The organism is Bradyrhizobium sp. CW1, assembly GCF_023100665.1.
GTDB classification, from domain to species: domain Bacteria; phylum Pseudomonadota; class Alphaproteobacteria; order Rhizobiales; family Xanthobacteraceae; genus Bradyrhizobium; species Bradyrhizobium canariense_D.
In genome coordinates this window covers 752,326-772,508 of the sequence record NZ_CP064684.1, presented here as the reverse complement: position 1 = coordinate 772,508, position 20,183 = coordinate 752,326, and the positions used below count along the sequence as shown (strand labels likewise).

At 60.4% G+C, this 20,183-nt stretch carries 18 protein-coding genes; 1 reads left to right on the top strand and 17 read right to left on the bottom strand.

Annotated elements, in window-relative coordinates; translation table 11 throughout:
• The 12 genes from IVB54_RS03640 to IVB54_RS03585 all read right to left on the bottom strand — a co-directional run bounded on the left by IVB54_RS03640 (position 1) and on the right by IVB54_RS03585 (position 14,084).
• Positions 1-1,923 (bottom strand): CoA-transferase, encoded by a 1,923-nt coding sequence (locus IVB54_RS03640; protein WP_085361112.1) that lies wholly within the window; start codon positions 1,921-1,923, stop codon positions 1-3.
• The gene (gene phaC, locus IVB54_RS03635) at positions 1,923-3,044 is read right to left on the bottom strand and encodes a class III poly(R)-hydroxyalkanoic acid synthase subunit PhaC (RefSeq protein WP_018453177.1); all 1,122 of its coding nucleotides are present in this window, start codon (positions 3,042-3,044) and stop codon (positions 1,923-1,925) included. Before phaC ends, IVB54_RS03640 begins: the two co-directional genes overlap by 1 nt.
• A complete protein-coding gene (locus IVB54_RS03630; RefSeq protein WP_039798611.1) occupies positions 3,041-3,715 on the bottom strand; it encodes a poly(R)-hydroxyalkanoic acid synthase subunit PhaE in 675 nt (224 codons plus the stop codon). Before IVB54_RS03630 ends, phaC begins: the two co-directional genes overlap by 4 nt.
• A gap of 21 nt (positions 3,716-3,736) precedes the next feature.
• Complete coding sequence (locus tag IVB54_RS03625) at positions 3,737-4,909, bottom strand: iron-containing alcohol dehydrogenase (protein WP_018453175.1); 1,173 nt, start codon at positions 4,907-4,909, stop codon at positions 3,737-3,739.
• Positions 4,906-5,520 carry an adenylate kinase gene (locus tag IVB54_RS03620; RefSeq protein ID WP_026232477.1) on the bottom strand — a complete coding sequence of 205 codons (615 nt, stop codon included), beginning with the start codon at positions 5,518-5,520 and terminating at the stop codon, positions 4,906-4,908. Before IVB54_RS03620 ends, IVB54_RS03625 begins: the two co-directional genes overlap by 4 nt.
• 21 nt (positions 5,521-5,541) lie before the next feature.
• Entirely contained in the window at positions 5,542-6,069 is a 528-nt protein-coding gene (gene ppa / locus IVB54_RS03615) for an inorganic diphosphatase (protein WP_018453173.1), read from the bottom strand.
• Positions 6,066-8,120: an acetate--CoA ligase gene (gene acs / locus IVB54_RS03610; protein ID WP_240543312.1), complete on the bottom strand. Its 2,055-nt coding sequence runs from the start codon at positions 8,118-8,120 to the stop codon at positions 6,066-6,068. Before acs ends, ppa begins: the two co-directional genes overlap by 4 nt.
• A 41-nt stretch (positions 8,121-8,161) precedes the next feature.
• Positions 8,162-8,530 (bottom strand): phasin family protein, encoded by a 369-nt coding sequence (locus IVB54_RS03605; protein WP_143273907.1) that lies wholly within the window; start codon positions 8,528-8,530, stop codon positions 8,162-8,164.
• A 73-nt stretch (positions 8,531-8,603) separates the two neighbouring features.
• Positions 8,604-10,262: an acetolactate synthase large subunit gene (locus tag IVB54_RS03600; protein ID WP_018453170.1), complete on the bottom strand. Its 1,659-nt coding sequence runs from the start codon at positions 10,260-10,262 to the stop codon at positions 8,604-8,606.
• A gap of 75 nt (positions 10,263-10,337) precedes the next feature.
• On the bottom strand, positions 10,338-11,660 hold the full coding sequence (locus IVB54_RS03595; protein WP_018453169.1) for an MFS family transporter: 1,323 nt from the start codon (positions 11,658-11,660) through the stop codon (positions 10,338-10,340).
• A gap of 4 nt (positions 11,661-11,664) precedes the next feature.
• Positions 11,665-12,702, bottom strand: a complete 1,038-nt coding sequence (locus IVB54_RS03590) for an isocitrate/isopropylmalate family dehydrogenase (RefSeq protein ID WP_018453168.1) — start codon at positions 12,700-12,702, stop codon at positions 11,665-11,667.
• A gap of 62 nt (positions 12,703-12,764) precedes the next feature.
• Entirely contained in the window at positions 12,765-14,084 is a 1,320-nt protein-coding gene (locus IVB54_RS03585; RefSeq protein ID WP_026232474.1) for an MFS transporter, read from the bottom strand.
• Between the two features lie 36 nt (positions 14,085-14,120).
• On the opposite strand from IVB54_RS03585, the gene IVB54_RS03580 reads away from it, so the two are divergent.
• On the top strand, positions 14,121-14,300 hold the full coding sequence (locus IVB54_RS03580) for a hypothetical protein (RefSeq protein WP_143273402.1): 180 nt from the start codon (positions 14,121-14,123) through the stop codon (positions 14,298-14,300).
• Positions 14,301-14,420: 120 nt separating this feature from the next.
• On the opposite strand, the gene IVB54_RS03575 is transcribed toward IVB54_RS03580, so the two are convergent.
• From IVB54_RS03575 to IVB54_RS03555, 5 genes are all read right to left on the bottom strand, one after another.
• Positions 14,421-15,218: a substrate-binding domain-containing protein gene (locus tag IVB54_RS03575; RefSeq protein WP_018453165.1), complete on the bottom strand. Its 798-nt coding sequence runs from the start codon at positions 15,216-15,218 to the stop codon at positions 14,421-14,423.
• Positions 15,219-15,295: 77 nt separating this feature from the next.
• Entirely contained in the window at positions 15,296-16,603 is a 1,308-nt protein-coding gene (locus tag IVB54_RS03570) for an MFS transporter (RefSeq protein ID WP_247777072.1), read from the bottom strand.
• A 271-nt stretch (positions 16,604-16,874) separates the two neighbouring features.
• Positions 16,875-17,951 (bottom strand): ABC transporter substrate-binding protein, encoded by a 1,077-nt coding sequence (locus IVB54_RS03565; RefSeq protein ID WP_085350789.1) that lies wholly within the window; start codon positions 17,949-17,951, stop codon positions 16,875-16,877.
• Between the two features lie 87 nt (positions 17,952-18,038).
• Positions 18,039-19,460, bottom strand: coding sequence for a sensor histidine kinase (locus tag IVB54_RS03560; RefSeq protein WP_018453162.1), 1,422 nt, complete (start codon positions 19,458-19,460; stop codon positions 18,039-18,041).
• Positions 19,457-20,122, bottom strand: coding sequence for a response regulator transcription factor (locus IVB54_RS03555; RefSeq protein WP_018453161.1), 666 nt, complete (start codon positions 20,120-20,122; stop codon positions 19,457-19,459). The genes IVB54_RS03560 and IVB54_RS03555 overlap by 4 nt, the downstream gene beginning before the upstream one ends.
• Positions 20,123-20,183 lie beyond the last annotated feature (61 nt).

The window sequence follows — 20,183 nt, the reverse complement described above, 5'->3', positions numbered from 1 at the left end:
CTATTCGACAAACCGGTGGGCGTCGGCCGAGGTTTCGAAGATATGCGGCGCGACGTCGCGGCGGGCCAGCGCGTCGCCGAGCTTCAGGCGCATGAATGCGCTGGTGGTGTAGCGCGAGGCATGATCGTAGCAGGTCCGCTCGACCTCGGCGGCCATTGAAAACCATTTCTCCGTCATGTCGGGAGCGATGTAAGACGAATCGTAGTTGACGACTGCGGAAAACCGGCGTCCGACACGATGGAAGAGTTCGAGGATCGACGCCCGGATTACCTCGACGTCGGCATCTCTATGGACCCGATAGCCGTCAAGTCCGAGAAAAAGCGTGTTGCGATCGGCATCGTACGACAGCCGCTCCGCCAGCGGCCGATTGAGCAGCCGGTCGTCGAGCTGCATCAGGGCCTCGCTGAACAGCGAAACATCCATGGATTTCGGCGCGCGGATGATGGGCCGAAAGCCCATGAGCGCGAGAATGTCGCGCTCCATATCGATACCCGGCGCGATCTCGATCAGTTCGAGACCCTCGGGAGTGAGGCGGAACACGCATCGCTCCGTCACATAGAGAACGGGCTGCCTGTTGGTTGCGGCAAGCTGGCCCGAAAACGTGATCTGATCCACCTTGTCGATGAATTTCGAGGACTTGCCTTCGCTGAGGATCTTGAGCTGACCATCCACGACCGACGTCTTGAGCCCACCGGTGGTGAAGGTGCCTGCGAAGATCAGCCGGCGCGCATTCTGGGATATGTTGATGAAGCCGCCGGCGCCGGCCAGACGGCCATTGAACAGGCTGACGTTGACGTCGCCGCGGCCATTGACCTGAGCCATGCCGAGACAGGCCAGATCGAGCCCGCCGCCGTCGTAGAAATCGAACATCTGGTTCTGGTCGATGATCGATTCTGCATTGATCGAAGCACCGAAATCGAGACCGCCTTGCGGAATACCGCCGATGATGCCGGGCTCGGCAGTCAGCGTCACAAAGTCGAACAGCTTTTCTTCGGCGGCAACCGAGGCGACTCCCTCCGGCATGCCGATGCCGAGATTGACCACGCCGCCCATCGGCAATTCCAGGGCGCAGCGGCGCGCAATGATCTTGCGGTTATCCAGCGCCATCGGAACATTGCGATCGGCCGGCGCGCGCAATTCGCCCGAAAATGCTCCGTTGTAACCCGTGGCATAGGTCTGGACATGGTTTTCGGGCTGCGCAACGACGACGCAGTCGATCAAGACGCTCGGAATTTTGACGTGACGCGGATTGAGCGAGCCGGAGGCGGCGATGCGCTCCACCTGCGCGATGACGAATCCCTTGCAGTTCTTGGCGGCCGTTGCCAGCGCCAGATTGTCGAGGGTCAACGCCTCTTTTTCCATCGAGATGTTGCCGTTGTGGTCGGCGGTGGTACCTCTGATGATCGCAACGTTGATGGGAAATGCCTTGTAGAACAGCCATTGTTCGCCGTCGATTTCGATCATCCGCACCAGCTCTTCGGTGGTGCGCGCATTCAGCTTTCCGCCACCATTGGCCGGATCGACGAAGGTGCCGAGCCCGACCTTGGAGAGAAGCCCGGCCTTGCGCCCCGCAATTTCACGAAACAGATGCGATACGCATCCGAGCGGCAAGTTATAGGCCTCGACGTGATTGTCGACCGCCATCCGGGCGAGCTTCGGAACCAGGCCGAAATGTCCGCCGACCAGGCGTTTGATCAGGCCGGGATGCGCCAGGCGGTTGAGGCCGCGATCGGCGCCGTCTCCCGGCGCCGCCGCGAACACCAGCGAAAGGTCCCGCGGCTCTCCGGTCTGCACGAAACGCCGCTCCAGCGCCTTGATGATTTCATCGGGCGTTCCCACGCCGACGAAGCCGGACGAGGCGACGGTGTCACCGGAACGGATGATGGCAACCGCCTCGGCGGCGTCGACGATCTTGTTGCGCATCAGGCTTCACTTCCGGGATTGGCGTCGCGGGCGACCAGCCAGTCGGCAATGCTCTGGCTCAGCTTGCCCTGCGATTTGCTGGAGACGAACAGGCCGACATGGCCGCCGGGCAGCGGAATTTCGGTGTAATCCGTGCTGCCTATCTTCGCTCCGAGCGCGCGCGAGCAGTCCGGCGGAATGATATGGTCATCCAACGCAAAAACATTCAGCACGGGAGCCGTGATAGACTTCAGATCGACCCGACGGCCGGACAGTTCAAAGCTGCCATCGACCAGGCGGTTCTCCTGGTAGAGATCCTTCAGCCACTGCTTCGCCGCTCCGCCAGGATGATGCGGACGGTCCGCGAGCCACTTTTCCATGCGGAGGAAATTCATGAACTTGGCCTCGTCATCGACGACGTCGATGAGATCGACATTGTATTTCGTCAGTGAGCGCATCGGCGTCATCATCGAGAACACCGAGCTCATGAACTCGCCCGGCAGCACGCCGTAAGTATCGACCAGCTTGTCGATGTCATCAGGATCGAGGCTGCGGGTCCAAAGGTTGAGGAAGCCGTGGTGCGCGGCCTTGTCCTTGACATCGGCATGGAAGTCGATTGGGGTAATGGTGATGACGAGATTTTTGACCTTTTCCGGATGCAGAGCGGTGTAGCACGTCGTAAAGACGCCGCCTTCGCAGATGCCGAGCAGCGTGATCTTGTCATGGCCGGTTTCCTGCGCGATGCGGTCGACTGCGGCATCGATGTAGTCATCGACGTAATCATCAATTTTCAGCCATCGCTCGGTTCGGCCCGGCTGGCCCCAGTCGATCAGCCAGAGATCGAGCCCTTTTGAGAGAAGGCTGCGCACCAGCGAGCGGTCAGGCTGTAAATCAGCCATGGTATACCGCCCGATCAGGCCGTAGGCCAAAAGGACGGGCGTCTTCGCCGTCGCTTCCGCCATCGGCTCATAATGGAACAGCTCGACCTTGTCGCGGCGCATCATGAGATGCTTCGGTGTCGTGCCGATGGCGACGTCTTCATCCCGCGTATTGGCGATCAACTGTGTCGCCTTGAACATCTTCTCGGCGTTGGCCGCCATGTCCCGGGCGAAGCGCGAGGTTTGGTTCTCCTGATCGCTCATCGTGCGGCTTCGCTCTTCTGGTCGCGGATCTGGCGGGCGAGCGTACGGACTTCTCGGCGGAGTTCGGTCAATTGCTGCGTCACGTCGTCGAAATCCTTGCGGGTCGGCAGCCCCAACATGGCTGACGCGGCCTCAGCGACATCATCCTGCCGGCTCCGTAACTTCAATCCCGCCTGCAGCAGTTCCTTCTGAGCTTGCAAGAAGCCGTCGGTGCGCTGATTCCGGATCAGTTCCTCGTTGGAGATTTCGCTCCATTTGGCGAACGCCTCGCGCCACTCCGGATGCGGGGAGCCATCGCTACCGGTGGCGGACATCGTCTCGTAAAACCGCTTCGACGCTTCAGGCCATGGAGCGGCAGCAACCGCATTGTAGCTCGCAAGCCGCTGGCGCATCTCGATCCAGGCCCCAAAGGCCAACGCCATTTTCCGGTCGATGTCCCAGACGTCGGCCAGCCGCGGCCCCTGCGCCATCCGCTCGATCGCTGCCGACAGTTCGTTGCCGTCGCCAAAACCACCCGGCTTTTCCGACAGACGCGCCAGCATGAACGGTGCCATCGACCCCGACCACGCCTCGACCATGCGGTTCGAGGATTCGGCCATCGTCTGCCACAGCTTCGCCCATTCGAGGCCGGGATCGGAATCAGCGGAAGCCGATTTGTCGTTCTCGCTCATGCTGCTCACTCTTTGTGCCGCTCAGGCCGCCGCGCGGTTGCCGAACGCCTCGGTGTAGATCGCCAGCGCATCGTCGAAGCTCAATTCCCGCGGATTGTTCACGAGAAGCCGCGTCTGCTTCATCGCATCCTCGGCGAGCTTCTTCAGGTCGCCCCTCGCAATGCCGACATCGGCCAGCGAGGCCGGCACGTTGCAATCCCGGCAGATCGCCGCGATCGCATCGACGAACAGCCGTGCCCGCTGGCTGACGCTCATTCCTTCCGATTTGGGATCGACGATCGGCGCCAGTTCGGCGTAGAGGCCTTCCGCCTCCGGCAAATTGAACCGCAGCACCTGGGTCAGCACCAAGGCATTCGACAGGCCATGCGGCACGTGGAACAGCGCGCCGATCGGATAGGCCAGCGCGTGCACGGCGGCGACCGGGGAATTGGCGAACGCCATGCCGGCCAGCATCGAACCCAGCAGCATTTGCGACCGCGCTTCGAGATTAGATCCGTCCGCACAGACCGTCCGGACATTCGCCGACAGCAGGGCGAGAGCCTGCCGTGCCAACTGGTCCGACATCGGATTCTTCCGGTGCTTGCTGGTATAGGCTTCGATCGCATGGACCATGGCGTCGATGCCGGTCGCCGCGGTGACATGCGGCGGCAGGCCGAGCGTCAGCTCCGGATCGAGGATCGCCCAGTCCGGGAGCAGGCGGGGCGCAACGACGCCCTTTTTCTCGGTCGTCGGCGTGGTGACGATCGCAATCGGGGTCACCTCCGAGCCCGTTCCGGCCGTTGTCGGCACCAGCAGCAGCGGAAGGCGTTCGCCCTTGGCAAGGCCGACGCCGTAGATATCTTCGAGGCGATCAGGCGTTTTGGCCAGATAGGCCACCAACTTCGCGGTATCGAGCGCGCTGCCGCCGCCGATTGAGGCAACCAGCTCGATGTCCTTGTCACGACACAGTGCGACCGCCCGCTCGATGATATGCGACGGCGGATCCGCCTCCACATCTTCGAATATCGTCAGTTCGCAGCCGCCGGCAACCAGGCCAGCCTCGGCGTTTCTGGTCAGGCCTGCATTGCGTACGCCCTTATCCGTGACCAGCAGAACACGTTTTGCCCCGTATCCAGCGACCAACTCCGCCAGCTTTTTCGATGCGCCTGCCTCGAACAGGATGTTGGGGGGTGCCTGGAAGGTAAACGCTTTCATCTGACATCACTCCTGATCTGATCGGACGTTACTGCCGCAAGCGCCGCGGCGAGCTGTTCGGTCACGGCGTCAATCGGCTGCAAACCGTCGACGACGTTGAGCAGTCCCTGCGACCGGTAGTATTCCGTGACCGGCGCGGTTTGCTCGCGATAAACGCCGAGCCGGGTCTTGAAGACCTCGGGATTATCGTCGCGGCGCACCGGCTCGCCTCGGCTTGCCGCATCGTCGGCGCGCCCTTTGATGCGGTCGAGCAGCGCATCTTCGTCGACCTCGAGCTCAAGCACCGCATCGAGCTTGATGCCCCGGGTGGCGAGTTCCTGATCGAGCGCTTCGGCCTGCGCGACCGTGCGCGGGAAGCCGTCAAGGATAAAGCCGCTTACCGCATCGGAATGGTCGATACGATTAGCGATCACCGATACCACGACGTCGTCGGGCACAAGTTCACCCCGATCCATGATGTGCTTGACGCGCAATCCCGCAGCCGTGCCTTCCGCAACCGCCTGGCGCAGCATGTCGCCGGTCGACAATTGCGGGATCGCAAATCGAGTGACGATCCTCGTCGCCTGCGTGCCCTTACCTGCGCCTGGCGGCCCCAACAGAACCAGTCTCATATCATTGCCCATATCTCGGTTTCAGCTCTTTGCCCGCGCGATGGCCTCGACGATCAGCCGGCGCGCTTCGGCACTGTCGCCCCATCCGATCACCTTCACCCACTTCCCCGGCTCCAGATCCTTGTAGTGTTCAAAGAAGTGCTGGATCTGCTCGATCGCGATCTGCGGCATGTCGGCGATCCCGTTGACGTGTGCGTAGCGCATCGTCAGTTTCGGCATCGGCACGGCGATGATCTTCTCGTCGCCGCCGCCCTCGTCATCCATCTTGAGCACGCCGATCGGCCGCACATTGATTATGGCGCCAGGAGCGATCGGCCGCGAATTGGCCACGAGCACGTCGATCGGATCCCCATCGTCCGAAAGCGTGTGCGGAACGAAGCCGTAATTTCCGGGATAGCGCATCGGCGTATACAGGAAGCGGTCGACGAACAGCGCGCCCGCCGCCTTGTTCATTTCGTATTTGATCGGTTCACCGCCGATCGGAACCTCGATGATGACATTGACGTCCTCCGGGGGATTGTCGCCGATCGAAATCGCGTCGATATTCATTTCCGCGCCGCCTTTTGGCTATGGCGGTTTTTGATGAGATCATCGACCACCGCCGGATCCGCCAGGGTTGAGGTGTCCCCGAGCGCGCCGACTTCGTCCTCGGCGATTTTGCGCAGAATACGACGCATGATCTTTCCAGAGCGGGTCTTGGGCAGGCCCGGCGCAAACTGAATGACATCGGGTGCGGCGATCGGTCCGATCTCCTTGCGGACCCAGGCCACTAGTTCCTTGCGCAACTCTCCGGAGGGCTCCGCATCCGACATCAAGGTGACGTAGGCGTAGATGCCCTGCCCCTTGATGTCGTGCGGAAAACCGACAACAGCGGCTTCGGAAACCTTCTGATGTGCGACGAGCGCGCTTTCGACTTCGGCTGTCCCCATGCGATGACCGGATACGTTGATGACGTCGTCGACGCGGCCGGTGATCCAGTAGTAGCCGTCGGCGTCGCGCCGGCAGCCATCGCCGGTGAAATACTTGCCCGGATAGGTCGCGAAGTAGGTCTGCATGAAGCGCTCGTGGTCGCCGTAGACCGTGCGCATCTGGCCTGGCCAGGAATCGGCAATGACGAGATTGCCTTCGCATGCGCCGGTCAGCACGGCACCACTTGCGTCCACCACTTCCGGCATCACTCCGAAAAACGGCAGGGTTGCCGAACCGGGCTTCAAAGCCGTCGCGCCGGGAAGCGGCGAGATCAAGATGCCGCCTGTCTCGGTCTGCCACCAGGTATCGACGATCGGACAACGTCCATCGCCGACCACGCGGTGATACCAATCCCACGCTTCCGGATTGATCGGCTCGCCCACCGAGCCGAGCAAGCGCAGCGACGCACGGCTGGTCTGTTTGACCGGCTCTTCCCCCGCACCCATCAACGAACGGATCGCGGTCGGCGCGGTGTAGAAGATGTTGACCTTGTGTTTGTCGACGACCTGCCAAAAGCGCGATGTTGAGGGATAGTTCGGGATCCCCTCGAACATCAGCGTGGTCGCGCCGTTGGCCAGCGGCCCATAGACGATGTAGCTGTGGCCGGTGACCCAGCCGACATCGGCGGTGCACCAGTAGATGTCGCCGTCGTGATAGTCGAACACATACTGGTGCGTCATCGACGCAAAAACGAGATAGCCACCCGTGCTGTGAACGACGCCCTTTGGAGCACCGGTTGAACCCGACGTGTAAAGAAGGAATAGCGGATCCTCCGCGTTCATTTCGACCGGCGCGCAGTCGGCCGAGGCCTTTGCCACCTCGTCCGCGTACCAGACGTCGCGGCCGTCGACCCAGTCGATGCCACCGCCGGTGCGCTTGACCACGATCATCGTCTTCACGATGCCGGCCACCTTCTTCAGCGCATCGTCGGCATTGACCTTCAGCGGTACCTTGCGCCCGCCGCGCAGCCCCTCATCGGCGGTGACCAGGACTTTGGACTGGCAGCCCTCGATACGTCCGGCCAGGGCATCCGGCGAGAACCCGCCGAACACGATGGAATGGACCGCCCCGATTCGCGCGCAGGCGAGCATGGCATAGGCGGCTTCCGGAATCATGGGCAGGTAGATTGTGACGGTGTCGCCTTTCTTCACACCGTGACTTTTCAGGACATTCGCGAAACGACAGACCTGATCGTGCAACTCCGCGTAGGTGATGTGCCTGGATTCGGCGGGATCGTCGCCCTCCCAGATGATCGCGACCTGACCGGCACGCCGGGCAAGATGCCGGTCGATGCAGTTCATCGCCACATTCGTGGTGCCGTCCTCGAACCACTTGATCGAGACCTTGCCGGGCGCAAAGGAGGTATTCTTCACCTTCGTGAACGGCTTGATCCAGTCGATCCGCTTGCCATGCTCCGCCCAGAAAGCATCCGGCGTCGACACCGACGAAGCATACATGCTGCTGTATTTCGCAGCGTCAGCATGAGCCCGCCGTGCCCAGCCGGCCGGCACGTCATGGATCAGCGTATCTGACTTTTCCGTGCCCACCTTGGAGCCTCCCCGACGCACTGCGATGCGATTGTCTTGATCGGATGATGCATCGTCCGCGCTCGGAACGCGTGCAGGCAACATCCTGTGATCAGCGATTTGATTTCGCTCTGAGGCGACCGGCGCTACTTATTCAGGTCAACAGTCGACGGCTGGTTCATTGCACTTGCAAGCTCGCGAAACTGCGCGTTCATTTTTTCCATCTGCTCCTTGAGATGGCTCTGATAAACTGCACCCATTTCCTGCGGGTCCTTGGCATGCAACAGCCGTTGCGCAAGCTCGAAGCCCGAAGCCACATTTTCCTCGGCGAACGCGACGGCTCTTTCGTTCATCTCCTTCGCCGCCGAATAGGTTGAGCGAACGCTGGAATCGGCCTTCTCTCTCAACTTCTGGGATTCGGTTATGTATTTCGACACAGCCTCTTTCGCCTTGTCCAGCGTGGTCTGCGCCATTTCCCGCATCTTCTCAGCCTGCTCGTTGATCTGCTCACTCATTGCACTCTCCATTGCCGGCGCTTGCGACCACGCCAATTTCAGCTCAGCTCATCAATCGGCCCTCGCCGACGGCTCACACGGTCGGCTCAATAACCTGCTTCAGCTTCTCGCGAAGTTCATCCACGAGCACGCGGGTATTTTCGCTGTAGTCGATCGGCACGACGACGAGGTGCACACCGCCACCTTTGAAAGCGTTTTCGAGCGTCGGAATCAACGAATCCGTGCTTTCGACCCGCGAGCCTTTCGCGCCGTAGCTCTCGGCGTATTTGACGAAATCCGGATTCCCGAACGTGAGGCCAAAGTCCGGGAAACTATCGACCGCCTGTTTCCAGCGGATCATGCCATAGGCCGAATCTTCCAGGATCAGCACGACGAGATTCAATTTAAGGCGAACCGCGGTTTCCATCTCCTGCGAATTCATCATGAAGCCGCCGTCGCCGCAGACCGCGAGCACGCGGCGTTCCGGATGCAGCATCGCCGCCATCATGGCGGATGGCAGCCCGGCGCCCATTGTCGCGAGGGCATTGTCCAGCAGCAGCGTGTTCGCCACATAGGTGCGGTAGTTGCGGGCGAACCAGATCTTGTACATCCCGTTATCCAGCGCGACGACGCCGTCTTCAGGGATGACCTTTCGCACATCGTGCACGATGCGTTGCGGCGTCGGGGGCCAACGGTCCTCGGTCGCGCGATCGCCGATCCGGGCCAGGATACTTTCGCGAAGGCTTAACAGCGCGCCGGCATGATGCAGCCGCCCCTCGAGACGATCGGCCAGCAACTCCAGGCTCGGTCCAACATCGCCGACCACTTCGCACTGCGGAAAGTAGACCCGCTCCACGTTGGCCGGCGTGTAGCTGACGTGGATGACTTGAGGACCTTTGGGGCCCATGATGAAGGGCGGCTTTTCGATGGTGTCGTGACCTATGGCAATAATCAGATCGGCTCGGTCGACCGCTTCATGAACGTAATCGCGCTCGCTGAGTGCAGCCGTCCCCATGTAGAGGTTGCTGCCGCCGGGTACCGTTCCCTTGCCCATTTGTGTGGTGAAGAACGGAATTTTCGTGCGGCGGACGAAGCCGCCGATGCCGGCCGTGCTGCGCGGCCGGGACGCGGCGGCGCCGAGCATGATCAAGGGCCGCTTGGCCTTGAGGATCATGTCGGCAGCGCGATCCAGCGAGGCACGATGGGCGACCGGGATCTCGATCGGATGCGGCGCCACCATCGCGACGTCTTCGGATTCCTCGCCCGCGATGTCCTCGGGCAGTTCCAGAAGAACCGGACCCGGACGCTCTTCCATGGCGATCCGGAAGGCATCGCGAACGATTGTCGGAATGCCGCTTGTGCTGACGATCTGGAGCGACAGCTTGGTCAACGGTTTGAAAGCGCTAACCACATCGACGATCTGGAATTTGGCCTGTCGGCTGCTCATGATGCCCTTCTGGCCCGTGAGCATGATCATGGGCATGGCGCCGAGCAGCGCGTAGGCGGCGCCAGTCGTCAGGTTCAATGCGCCAGGGCCAAGCGTGGTGATGCACACGCCGGGCTTGCCGGTCAGCCGTCCATAAGTCGCGGCCATGAAGGCCGCGCCCTGCTCGTGGCGTGTCAGGATCAGCTTGATCGACGAGTTGCGCAAGCTTTCCACGACATCGAGGTTCTCCTCGCCGGGAACGCCGAAAATTCGGTCGACGCCCTCGTTCTCGAGTGCGGCAACCAACAAATCTGATCCCTTGGCCATCAGCGCGTCTCTCCCATTCGAATTCAATGCTCTCCGGACGCCGTCGCAGGCATGACGGGGCCGTCGTGTTTCAGTTCAGATCCGGCCATCGCCGTCGAGATAGCCTCGCGTCCGCGTATCCGGCATCCAGAGCGACGCGACCAGGGCGACCAGCGCCATCGCCGCGACGTACCAGAAGAACAGGGTTTCGTATCCGGACGATTTCAGCGACAATGCAACATATTCCGCCGTTCCGCCGAACATCGCATTGGCAATCGCGTAGGGAAGTCCGACGCCTAGGGCGCGCACCTCGGGCGGAAACAGTTCGGCCTTCACGACGCCACTGATCGAGGTATAGAAGCACGCAATCACAAGACCGATCATGATCAGGCCAAAAACGGCGTAGACGTTGGTGGTGCTGGACAATGCCATCAATAGCGGCACCGCAGCGAGGGTAGCGCATGCGCTGAACAGGATCATGTTGTTGCGCCGGCCGATCCTGTCCGATAGCGCCCCGAACACCGGTTGCAGCAGCATGAAGGCGATCAGGGCAGCGGTCATGATCGAGCTGACCGTCTTGGCATCCAGCTTCACGCTGTTGACCAGGAATTTCTGCATGTAGGTCGTAAACGTATAGAAAAATAGCGATCCGCCGATCGTGAATGCGAGAACGATCAGCAGCGCGCGCTTATGATGCCAGAGGCCGGAGAGAGAACCTGCCTCCTTGCGGTGCATGGTCTCCGCCGAGGCCGTCTCCTGCAACGAGCGGCGGAGATACAACGCCACAACGGCCGCGACGGCGCCGAACAGGAAAGGCACCCGCCATCCCCATTCCTTCAGCTCGTCGAGCGACAAGGTTTGCTGCAGAACCACGACAACGAGGAGTGCGAGAAGTTGCCCGCCGATGAGCGTGACATACTGGAATGACGAATAGAACCCGCGGTTGCCCTTGCCGGCAATCTCGCTCATATAAGTTGCCGCCGTTCCATATTCCCCGCCGACCGACAGGCCTTGTGCCATGCGCGCAAACAGTAGGAGCGCCGGCGCCGCGGCGCCGATTGTTTGGTACGTGGGGAGCATTCCGATCATCAGCGATCCCGCGCACATCAGCAGCACCGACAGCACCATCGAATTCTTGCGGCCATGCGCATCGGCGATCCAGCCGAACAGCCAGCCACCGAGCGGCCGCATGAAGAACCCTACGGCGAAAATGCCGGCCGTCGCCAGCAACTGGCTGGTCTGGTCGCCAGACGGGAAGAACGCCGCCGCGAAATAGATCGAGGTAAATGCGTAAGCATAGAAGTCGTACCACTCGACCAGATTTCCGGACGACGCAGCCACAATCGCCTTGATACGCGACAGCTTTTGCGCCGTGCTGTCAGCGGGGATTGCCGGGTGCGATGCAGCAACAGCGGTCATTTGCTTACCCTCCCAATCGACGGATGATGCTTTGAGTGAAGTCGCCAGTGGACGCTTTGCCGCCCAGATCGGGCGTGCGAACGCCGTCCTCGCGCAAGACCTGATCAATTGCCGTTCTAAGACGGTTTGCGAGATCAGGCTGATCAATGTGCTCCAGCATCAGCCCGACCGCCAGCAATAAAGCGAGCGGATTGGCGATTCCCTTGCCGGCAATATCCGGTGCCGAGCCGTGCACGGCCTCGAAGATCGCCGCATCCGGACCGATGTTGGCGCCGGGCGCCATGCCGAGGCCGCCGACCAGACCGGCGAGCTGATCCGACAGGATGTCACCGAACAAATTGGTAGTGACGATGACGTCGAACTGCCAGGGATTCATGACGAGCTGCATCGCCGTGGCATCGACGATGCGATCGTCCATCTTGACCCTGCCCTCGTACTTCTTTGCAACCTCGTGACCGACCTCGAGAAAGATGCCGGTCAGCGCCTTCAGCACGTTGGCCTTGTGCACGACGGTCACCTTCTTGCGACCGTTCTTGAGCGCGTAGTCGAATGCGAATTCGATGATCTTGCGCGATCCTTCACGCGTATTGACCCCGGTCGAAATGGCGACCGCGTGCGGATCTTCCCCAATTGGAATATAGTGTTCGAAAGCGACATAGAGCCCGCCGAGGTTCTCGCGCACCAGCACGATATCGATTTCGTCGAATCGTCCTCCGGGAACCATGCTTCGAACCGGCCGCAAATTGGCGTAAAGGCCGAATTCTTCGCGCAGACGAACATTGATCGAGCGGAATCCTCCCCCCACCGGCGTCGTTAGCGGGCCCTTCAGGGCGAGCCGCGTACGTCGGATGCTGTCCAGCGTCGCCTGCGGCAGCGGATCACGGCTTTCCTCGATCGCGGCCAGGCCACCCTGCTGGATGTCCCATTCGAATGGAGAGCCGAGCGCTTCGAGAATGTCGACGGCCGATTTCACGATCTCGGGGCCGATACCATCGCCTGGAATGAGCGTAGCGGGCCGCTTCGTTTTGGATTGAGCAGGCATTACTATGTCCTCGAAGATGAGAGCCGCGGGGTTTTGTGAATGTCAGACATGCTGCCTTGCACTCAATGTACGGGGCTTGCGGCGGAGGTGGCGGGTAGCGTTTCCTGCTTGCTGATCCAAAGCACCGCGATGATCCCGGCGATTTGAAGCAAAGCCAGCGGTATCAAGGCCATGGGGAAGCTACCCGTCGCCTCCTTAATGACGCCGAGCAGCCACACCGCGCCAGAAGTGCCGATGTGCGACAGGGTATTGATGCCGGCAATTCCGGCCGCAGCAGTTGCCGGAGAGAGTGTCCCAGTCGCCAGGGCCCAGAATGGTCCCTTGATCGAATAATTACCGATCAAGACCACGCTCAGAATAGCAAGCGTCACGGGTAATGAGCTCGTGAGCATGGTCGCAAGCAGCGCCGTTGCGCATAACGCAAGTGGTATTGCGGTGTTTTGGGCATGGGCGTTCGACCTGTCCGAATATCTTCCCCAAAAGATCATCGCAACGGAGGCGATGCCAAATGGGATGGCATTCAGGAAGCCGGTCTCCATGTTGGACATCCCGAACGATTTCACGATCTGAGGCTGCCACAGCGACAACGCGTTGCTCGTGGCCGAGCTTCCCGCATAGATCAAACCGAGGATGAGCACATATTTGTTGGTCAGAATTTGCCACAGCGACATGTGGCCGACCTGCTTCGCCATCGATCGTTCCGACTGCAGGCGCGCGTCGAGCCAATTGCGCGCCTCCGGCTCGAGCCATTTTGCATCAGCGGGTTTGTTCGGAAGCCCGAAGAACGAGACCAGGCCGAGCAGGACGGCCGGAATGGCTTCAACGATGAAAAGCCATTGCCAACCACGAAGGCCGAGCACGCCATCCATCGCCAGCAAAGCGCCGGATATTGGCGATCCCAAAAAGCTCGATAGCGGTATCGCCACCATGAAAACCGCAACGATCCGTGCGCGATAGGCCGCCGGAAACCAGAAGGTCAGATACAGGATCACACCAGGAAAGAACCCGGCCTCCGCTGCACCCAACAAGAAGCGGCTCAGATAAAAAGTAATCGGCCCTACCGCAAAAGCGGAGAGAATACCGACTATCCCCCATGTGATCATAATGCGCGCGATCCAGATCCGCGCGCCAACTTTCTGCATCGCCAGATTACTGGGGACCTCGAAAAGAATGTAGGCGATATAGAACAGCGCCCCGCCCGCCCCGAAGGCAGCCTGCGTCAGGCCCAGATCCTTGTTCATTTGCAGGGCCGCAAACCCGGCATTAACGCGGTCAACGTATGAAATGAAATAGCACACCATGAAAAACGGAAGCAGGCGCCATGTAATGCGGCGCATGGTTTCCGCTTCGATCCTCGGTAGCGGCGCGGAATTCGTTGGCATGGCGTCCTCGTTTCGGGTTGACGGTCAGGCAGCGAGTTGGCGCAGGACGTATTGAAAAATTCCGCCGTTGCGGAAATATTCGAGCTCGTCGAGCGTATCGATGCGGCAGGTCAAGGGTATGATGGCCTTATTCGCACCATCGGACTCGCGGATCTCGATCGCGAGCTTCTGGAGATGCTGGGAAGGCCATTCTTTTCCGCTGCGGCAAGCGAATAGTAGGCGTAGCTCTTTGCACCGACGACAAGTGTCTGGCGTGCGCCGAAGCTGTTGAGATACTGCTTCATTATCAAGTCCCCCTTCGCTGGAATCGTCCGCCTCGCGCAGATCTGAAGCGGTCTATTTCTCCGATGCTGCAAAGGGATCGAGACCCGCTTTTTTCAGGGCCGGAGCAGCAGCAGCGGAAGCGAGGAAGGCAATCAGAGCCCGTCCGGCTTCCGGCTGACTGGCACCGGAGGTTATGCCTGCAGAAAAGATCGTGATTTTCTGGACGTCTGGCGGGAGCGGCCCGACAAGGTCGGCTCCAGCGATCGGCAGAAGTTCACTGATCTGTTGAAAGCCGAGTTCGGCGTCACCGCGTGCAACAACACTCGCGACCGGCTCCGCCGGAATCATTTTGGCCTTGTCCTTCATCTCGGCGGCGATCCCGAGACGCTTGAACAGCTCGGTGCCCACATAGACGCCGCTGGCGCTGTCGGAGTATGCAACTGACTTCGCGTTCAACAGTGCCTGCTTCAATGCGTCAGGAGTACCGATATCAGGCTTTGGCGTTCCGGCGCGTACCGCGATCCCGATCGGCGAGCGTACCAGGTCGACGCGGCTGGTTCTGACCGCCCTGCCCTGCTCGATCATCTCGCCAAGCGCGTCGCCGACCATGATGAGCACGTCCGCCGCCTCGCCGCGTGCCAGTCGCACGGGGATGGCGTTCTCCGTCGTTCCCATCGAGGGGCCATAGGCCGTGACGACCGTATTTCCCGTCGCGCGTTCAAATTGCGGTACGAGCTCCTTATAAGGCGTCGCCAAGCCTCCCGAGATCATGACCCTGACTTCGGACGCCTTGGCGATTCCAGCCGCGGCCGCCAAGACAATCAGCAAGCTTAGCGCAACTCGCCTGCGCACGACGATCGTCACGCTCATCGGCAATTTCCTTCGATGCAATTATTCGAGGACTGTGCTTGCTCGATGACGGTCGACGTCATCGAGCACTTTGGTGGTCACGTCCCTATCACCGTCTCGACCGAATTGGCGCCGGATAGCGCGCGTCGTTGTTGCGGCCTGTAAACGAGGTACGTCCCGGCCAGACCACAGAGCGCTGCCGCGCTCATCCAATATCCCGGCGACGCATTGTCACCAGTGGCAGCGATCAGCCAGGTGCAGATCGCTGCCGTAAACCCGCCGAACGTCGTTGCCAGACTATATGCGAGGGAGAATCCCGACGTTCGCACACCCACCGGCATGACTTCGGTCAATGCGACGATCATCGCGCCGTTGTAGCTGGCGTAGATGAAAGACAACCAAAGTAGGACCGTCAGCATCTTCGGGAACGTCGGGCCTGCGGCCAACCAGGAAAGCGCGGGATATGCAGTCAGAAATGCCAAAGTCGAAAAGGCGATGAGGATCGGCCGACGACCAATCCGATCGGACAACGAGCCCATGATGGGAAGCCAGATGAAGTTCGATATTCCCACGCAAATCGTCACGATCAGGCCATCGGCCGCGTTCAGCTTGAGGACCGATTTGCCGAATGTCGGCGTGTAGACGGTAATGAGGTAGAACGACACCGTGGTCATGATCACCATCATCATCCCGGCAAGCACAATGCTCCAGTTTGCGAGGATGGAGCGATAGATCTCGCGGGGTGTCGGATGATGCTTCCGCGCCAGGAATTCATCGGTTTCCTGCAGCGAGCGTCGAATGAAGAATACGAAAGGAACGATCAGGCAGCCGATGAAGAACGGAATACGCCAGCCCCAATCGTCAAGCTGCGCCGGTGCAAGCCATGCATTGAGAGCGAAACCCAGCGAGGCCGAGACGATGATCGCGACCTGTTGACTTGCCGATTGCCAGCTGGCGTAAAAACCCTTCTTTCCCGGTGTGGCCATTTCCGAGAGATAGACGGAAACCCCACCAAGCTCGACGCCAGCCGAGAAGCCTTGCAGCAGGCGTCCGATCAAGACGAGGATCGGGGCCAATATGCCAATGGTTGCGTAACTTGGCACGAACGCGATGAGCACCGTGCCGGCAGCCATGATCGACAGTGTAACGATCAGGCCTTGGCGCCGGCCGATCCGATCCACGTAGGCGCCGAGGATGATGGCGCCGAGCGGGCGCATCAGAAAGCCTGCGCCAAACGCAACGAAGGTCAGCAGCAGTGACGCGTATTCATTTTCGAGTGGGAAGAATGCCTTGGCGATGTACGACGCGTAGACGCCCGACAGAAAGAAGTCGAACATCTCAAGAAAGTTGCCACTGGTGACGCGGAGCACCATGCCAAGCTTCGACTGTCCGGTGGTAACCGTCATGCCGTCCTCCCTTTTATCGTTTATGTTTTTTTGTCTTGTTCACCCGTCTTGCAGGTGTTGCAAACTTGATCGCGGCCGGATTGACCGATACGCGAGGAGCGATCGTTCAAGCTACGATTGCTGCCTCATCGTATATCAGCTGCCTGTCACCAACCTGTCGCTGCCGCACTCCGCAAGAAAATCGGTTTGAAGACGACGCGCTTGATGAGCCGGCAGATATGGGGGGCTTCTCTCGGATGTTATTCCGTCTGAAATCCAGATCCCTGGATTTCTATCGATCCTGCAACGCGCGGCGCCACTCTTTGAGGAAGCTCGCTCGTTTCGATTGATCGAGATAGGTGAGCAATTCTGCACCAATATGGATCGGCTTGACTGCGCCGCTGCGATCCGCAGGTATCACGCCTTCCGCGCCGAGACCGAGGCGCACAGGACCGACTGACCGGGCCAGGAGAAATTTCTGGCCGCGTTCTGAAAGCAGGTAATCAAGAAACAATTTCGCGGATTCCGGGTGGGGCGCGGTGACGGGTATAAAGGCTATTCGCGACATCAAGGTGATGTAGTCGGCAGGAAACACGATTCCGATAGAGGCATCTTCCTTGGCCCGTTCGATCGCGTAAGACCCTATCATATTGTAGGCGAGCAGATGTTCGCCGGATGAAATCCGATCAAGCACCGTTCCGGTGGTCGAATAGAGCTTGATACCGGCGCTGCCAAACGCACGGACCAAATCCCACGTTGTCCTGGTGATTCCGGCATCGCGCGTGATGAACAGGAAACCGGTCCCGCTCTGCTCCGGGTCATAGGTTGCGATCTTACCTCGATAGATGTCAGGCTTTCGGCTTAGAAGGCTCTTCAGGTCAGTGCGGGTTCGGGGTACATCGGACTCCGCAACGAGGTTCTTGTTATAAACAATGACAATCGGCTCCGCCGTGATGGCATAGGCTTCGTCTTTCCAGATGGCCCAATCCGGGATATGCGCAATTTCCTTCGAGACATAGGGTTGAGCATAGCCGTCATTGACGAGCTTGATCTGCAGATCCATCGCGGAGCTCCAGACAATGTCTCCGGGTGCTGCGCTGGAGGTCGAGGGATCCACGACTTGATTGTAGATATCGTTCGAGTTGATCTTTGTATGGACGATCTCGATGTCCGGATGACTTGCCCGGAAATCGGCAAGCAAGTCGGCGACGTCCGCGTCCTGGGTCGTCGATACGATGTTGAGCTGCTCTCGAGCTCCGGCGATAGCGGATGCTTGCCCTTTGAGAGGGCCGAGCTGCGCCTGCTCCGACATGGCAGGCCACGTCAGCAAGATCCCAACGCACAAGGCCAAGGCTTTGGCAGCCGCCATCGTGACGTTTCCTCGTCCATGAGCCGCTTTGCGGACTTCAGTTTGTTCAGGACCGCAGCCATTCGTACGGCAGCGCACAATCCGGCCTCAACTTGAGCTTTCACCATCACGCTTGGCAAGAGGAAAGCTCACGGAAACCCGCAGACCCCGGCCTTCCGGGCCAGGTGCAAGCACGATTTGGGCCCCGAGACGGTCCGACAAGGCTTTCACGATGGCTAGTCCAAGACCACTGCCTGCAGGGCCGTTCGCCATCGGAATCCGATAAAAACGCTCGAAAACGCGGGCCCGATGGGCCTCCGGAATTCCCGGACCGGTATCCTCGACTTCAATTCGCGCGGTCGTGGCGTCAACAACCGCGCGAACCAGGACCATCCCCCCGGGGCGGTTGTAGCGGATCGCATTGTCGATCAGGTTTGCCAGCAATTCGCCAATCAGGACCGTATTGCCGGCGATGACCGCGGGACAGTCGGATCGATCGAACTGGACGTCGATGTCGTTCGCGAAAGCCTGTGGGGCACGCTCCGACAGGACATTGAAGGCGACCTCATTCAGGTCAACGTTCTCCGCGGCCGGTTGCGCAATGTTCTGCTCGTCGGCCCGTGCCAGTGTCACGAGCTGCCCGAGCAGCCGTTCAAGGCGGTTGATGGCGTTATCGACCTCGTCGAGGGCAGATTGGCCCGCCGGCGTTTCCGACCCCAGGCGTCGCACCAGATCGAGATGCGTCCGCAGTATCGCCAATGGGGTTCGCATCTGATGCGAGGCATCGGCTGTGAATCGGCGCACCAGTCCGATGGCCAGATCCAGCCGCTGTAGCAGGGAATTTACCGCGAGCGCCGGTGCTAAAGCTTCCTGCGGCACCCGGGAAAGGTCGAGCGGACTGAGATTTGGACCGCCCTGAATACCGCGCGCGTCGATTTCTTGCTTGAGTTCGCCAAGCGGCCTCAGGCCTCGATCGACGGCGTACCAGCCGAGGCAAGCGATGAGGCTAATCAACCCGGCCTCGAGCATCGCCAGTCCGATCAGCATTTCACGTTCGACGACGCGGCGCGCCTGCACCGTTTCGGCCACTGCGACGAGGACCAGCTCCGGCCTGCCGTAGACCTGCCGCGCCTGCGCGCCGATACGAACCGTTTTGCCGCGATACGCGCCATCGCGATGGCCGGTTTCGCCAGCCTTCAATCGATCGAAGCCGGATAGTGGAAGATCCTTGTAACCGGTGATCAATTCGCCGAGGTAAGTCACGCTGTAATAGATGCTGTCGTGCGACTGGCTTTCCAGCATGCCGAGCGCAACCTGCGGCAAGTCGACCGTCAGTTCGCCATCTTCCACGCCGACGCGTTCGGCGATGGCGAGAACCGACCCATCGAGCAACCGGTCATGAACTGTCTGCACAACGCGCTGGATCAGCAACATACCGCCGATTCCAAGCACCATCGCCAATACAATGGCGGGCGCCACCAGATTGGTGAGGAGCGTTCGCCTCAACGACGGCCGCCAGGTGGCGATCACTGTACCTCCAGCAGATAGCCTAGCCCGCGGACGGTTCGGATCCGCGGCCCGTCAGGACCGAGTTTCTGGCGAACGCGACCAACATAGAGTTCCGCCGCGTTCGGCGCTACCGCCTCGTCGAAGCCAAATACCTCCGCGATCAGGCGCTCCTTGGAGACGACTTTGCCGGCGCGGGTCATCAGCACTTCCAGCACGGCAAACTCGCGCCGTCGCAATTCAAGCGGCCGGCCGCTCAGTGTAATCGTGCCCGCGGCGCGGTCGAACGCGAGCGGGCCACAGATCAAGGTTGGATTTGGAAGCCCCTGTCCCCTTCTCACGAGCGCGCGAACGCGGGCATCAAATTCGGCGATATCAAATGGCTTGGAGAGATAATCGTCGGCGCCGAGATCGAGCCCGCTGACCTTATCGCCGGTCGCGTAACGGGCAGTCAGAATCATGACCGGAACGGTCGACCCGGCTTGCCGTATCTTGTGCAGGACGCCGAAACCCGACACGTTCGGCAAGTTGATGTCCAGAATGATGAGGCTGTAGGGTTCCAGCAAGGCGGTCTGCGCCGCCGAAGCCCCGTCAGACTCGATATCGACGGCGAACCCGGACAGCTTGAGCCGCTCGGCAAGGCCGCGCGCCATGGCGGCATCGTCCTCGACAATCAGAATCCTCACTGAACAAACCCTTGCGTTCGCACCACCCGTGCGCGGGAGACGTCACCGTGAGGCTAGAAGG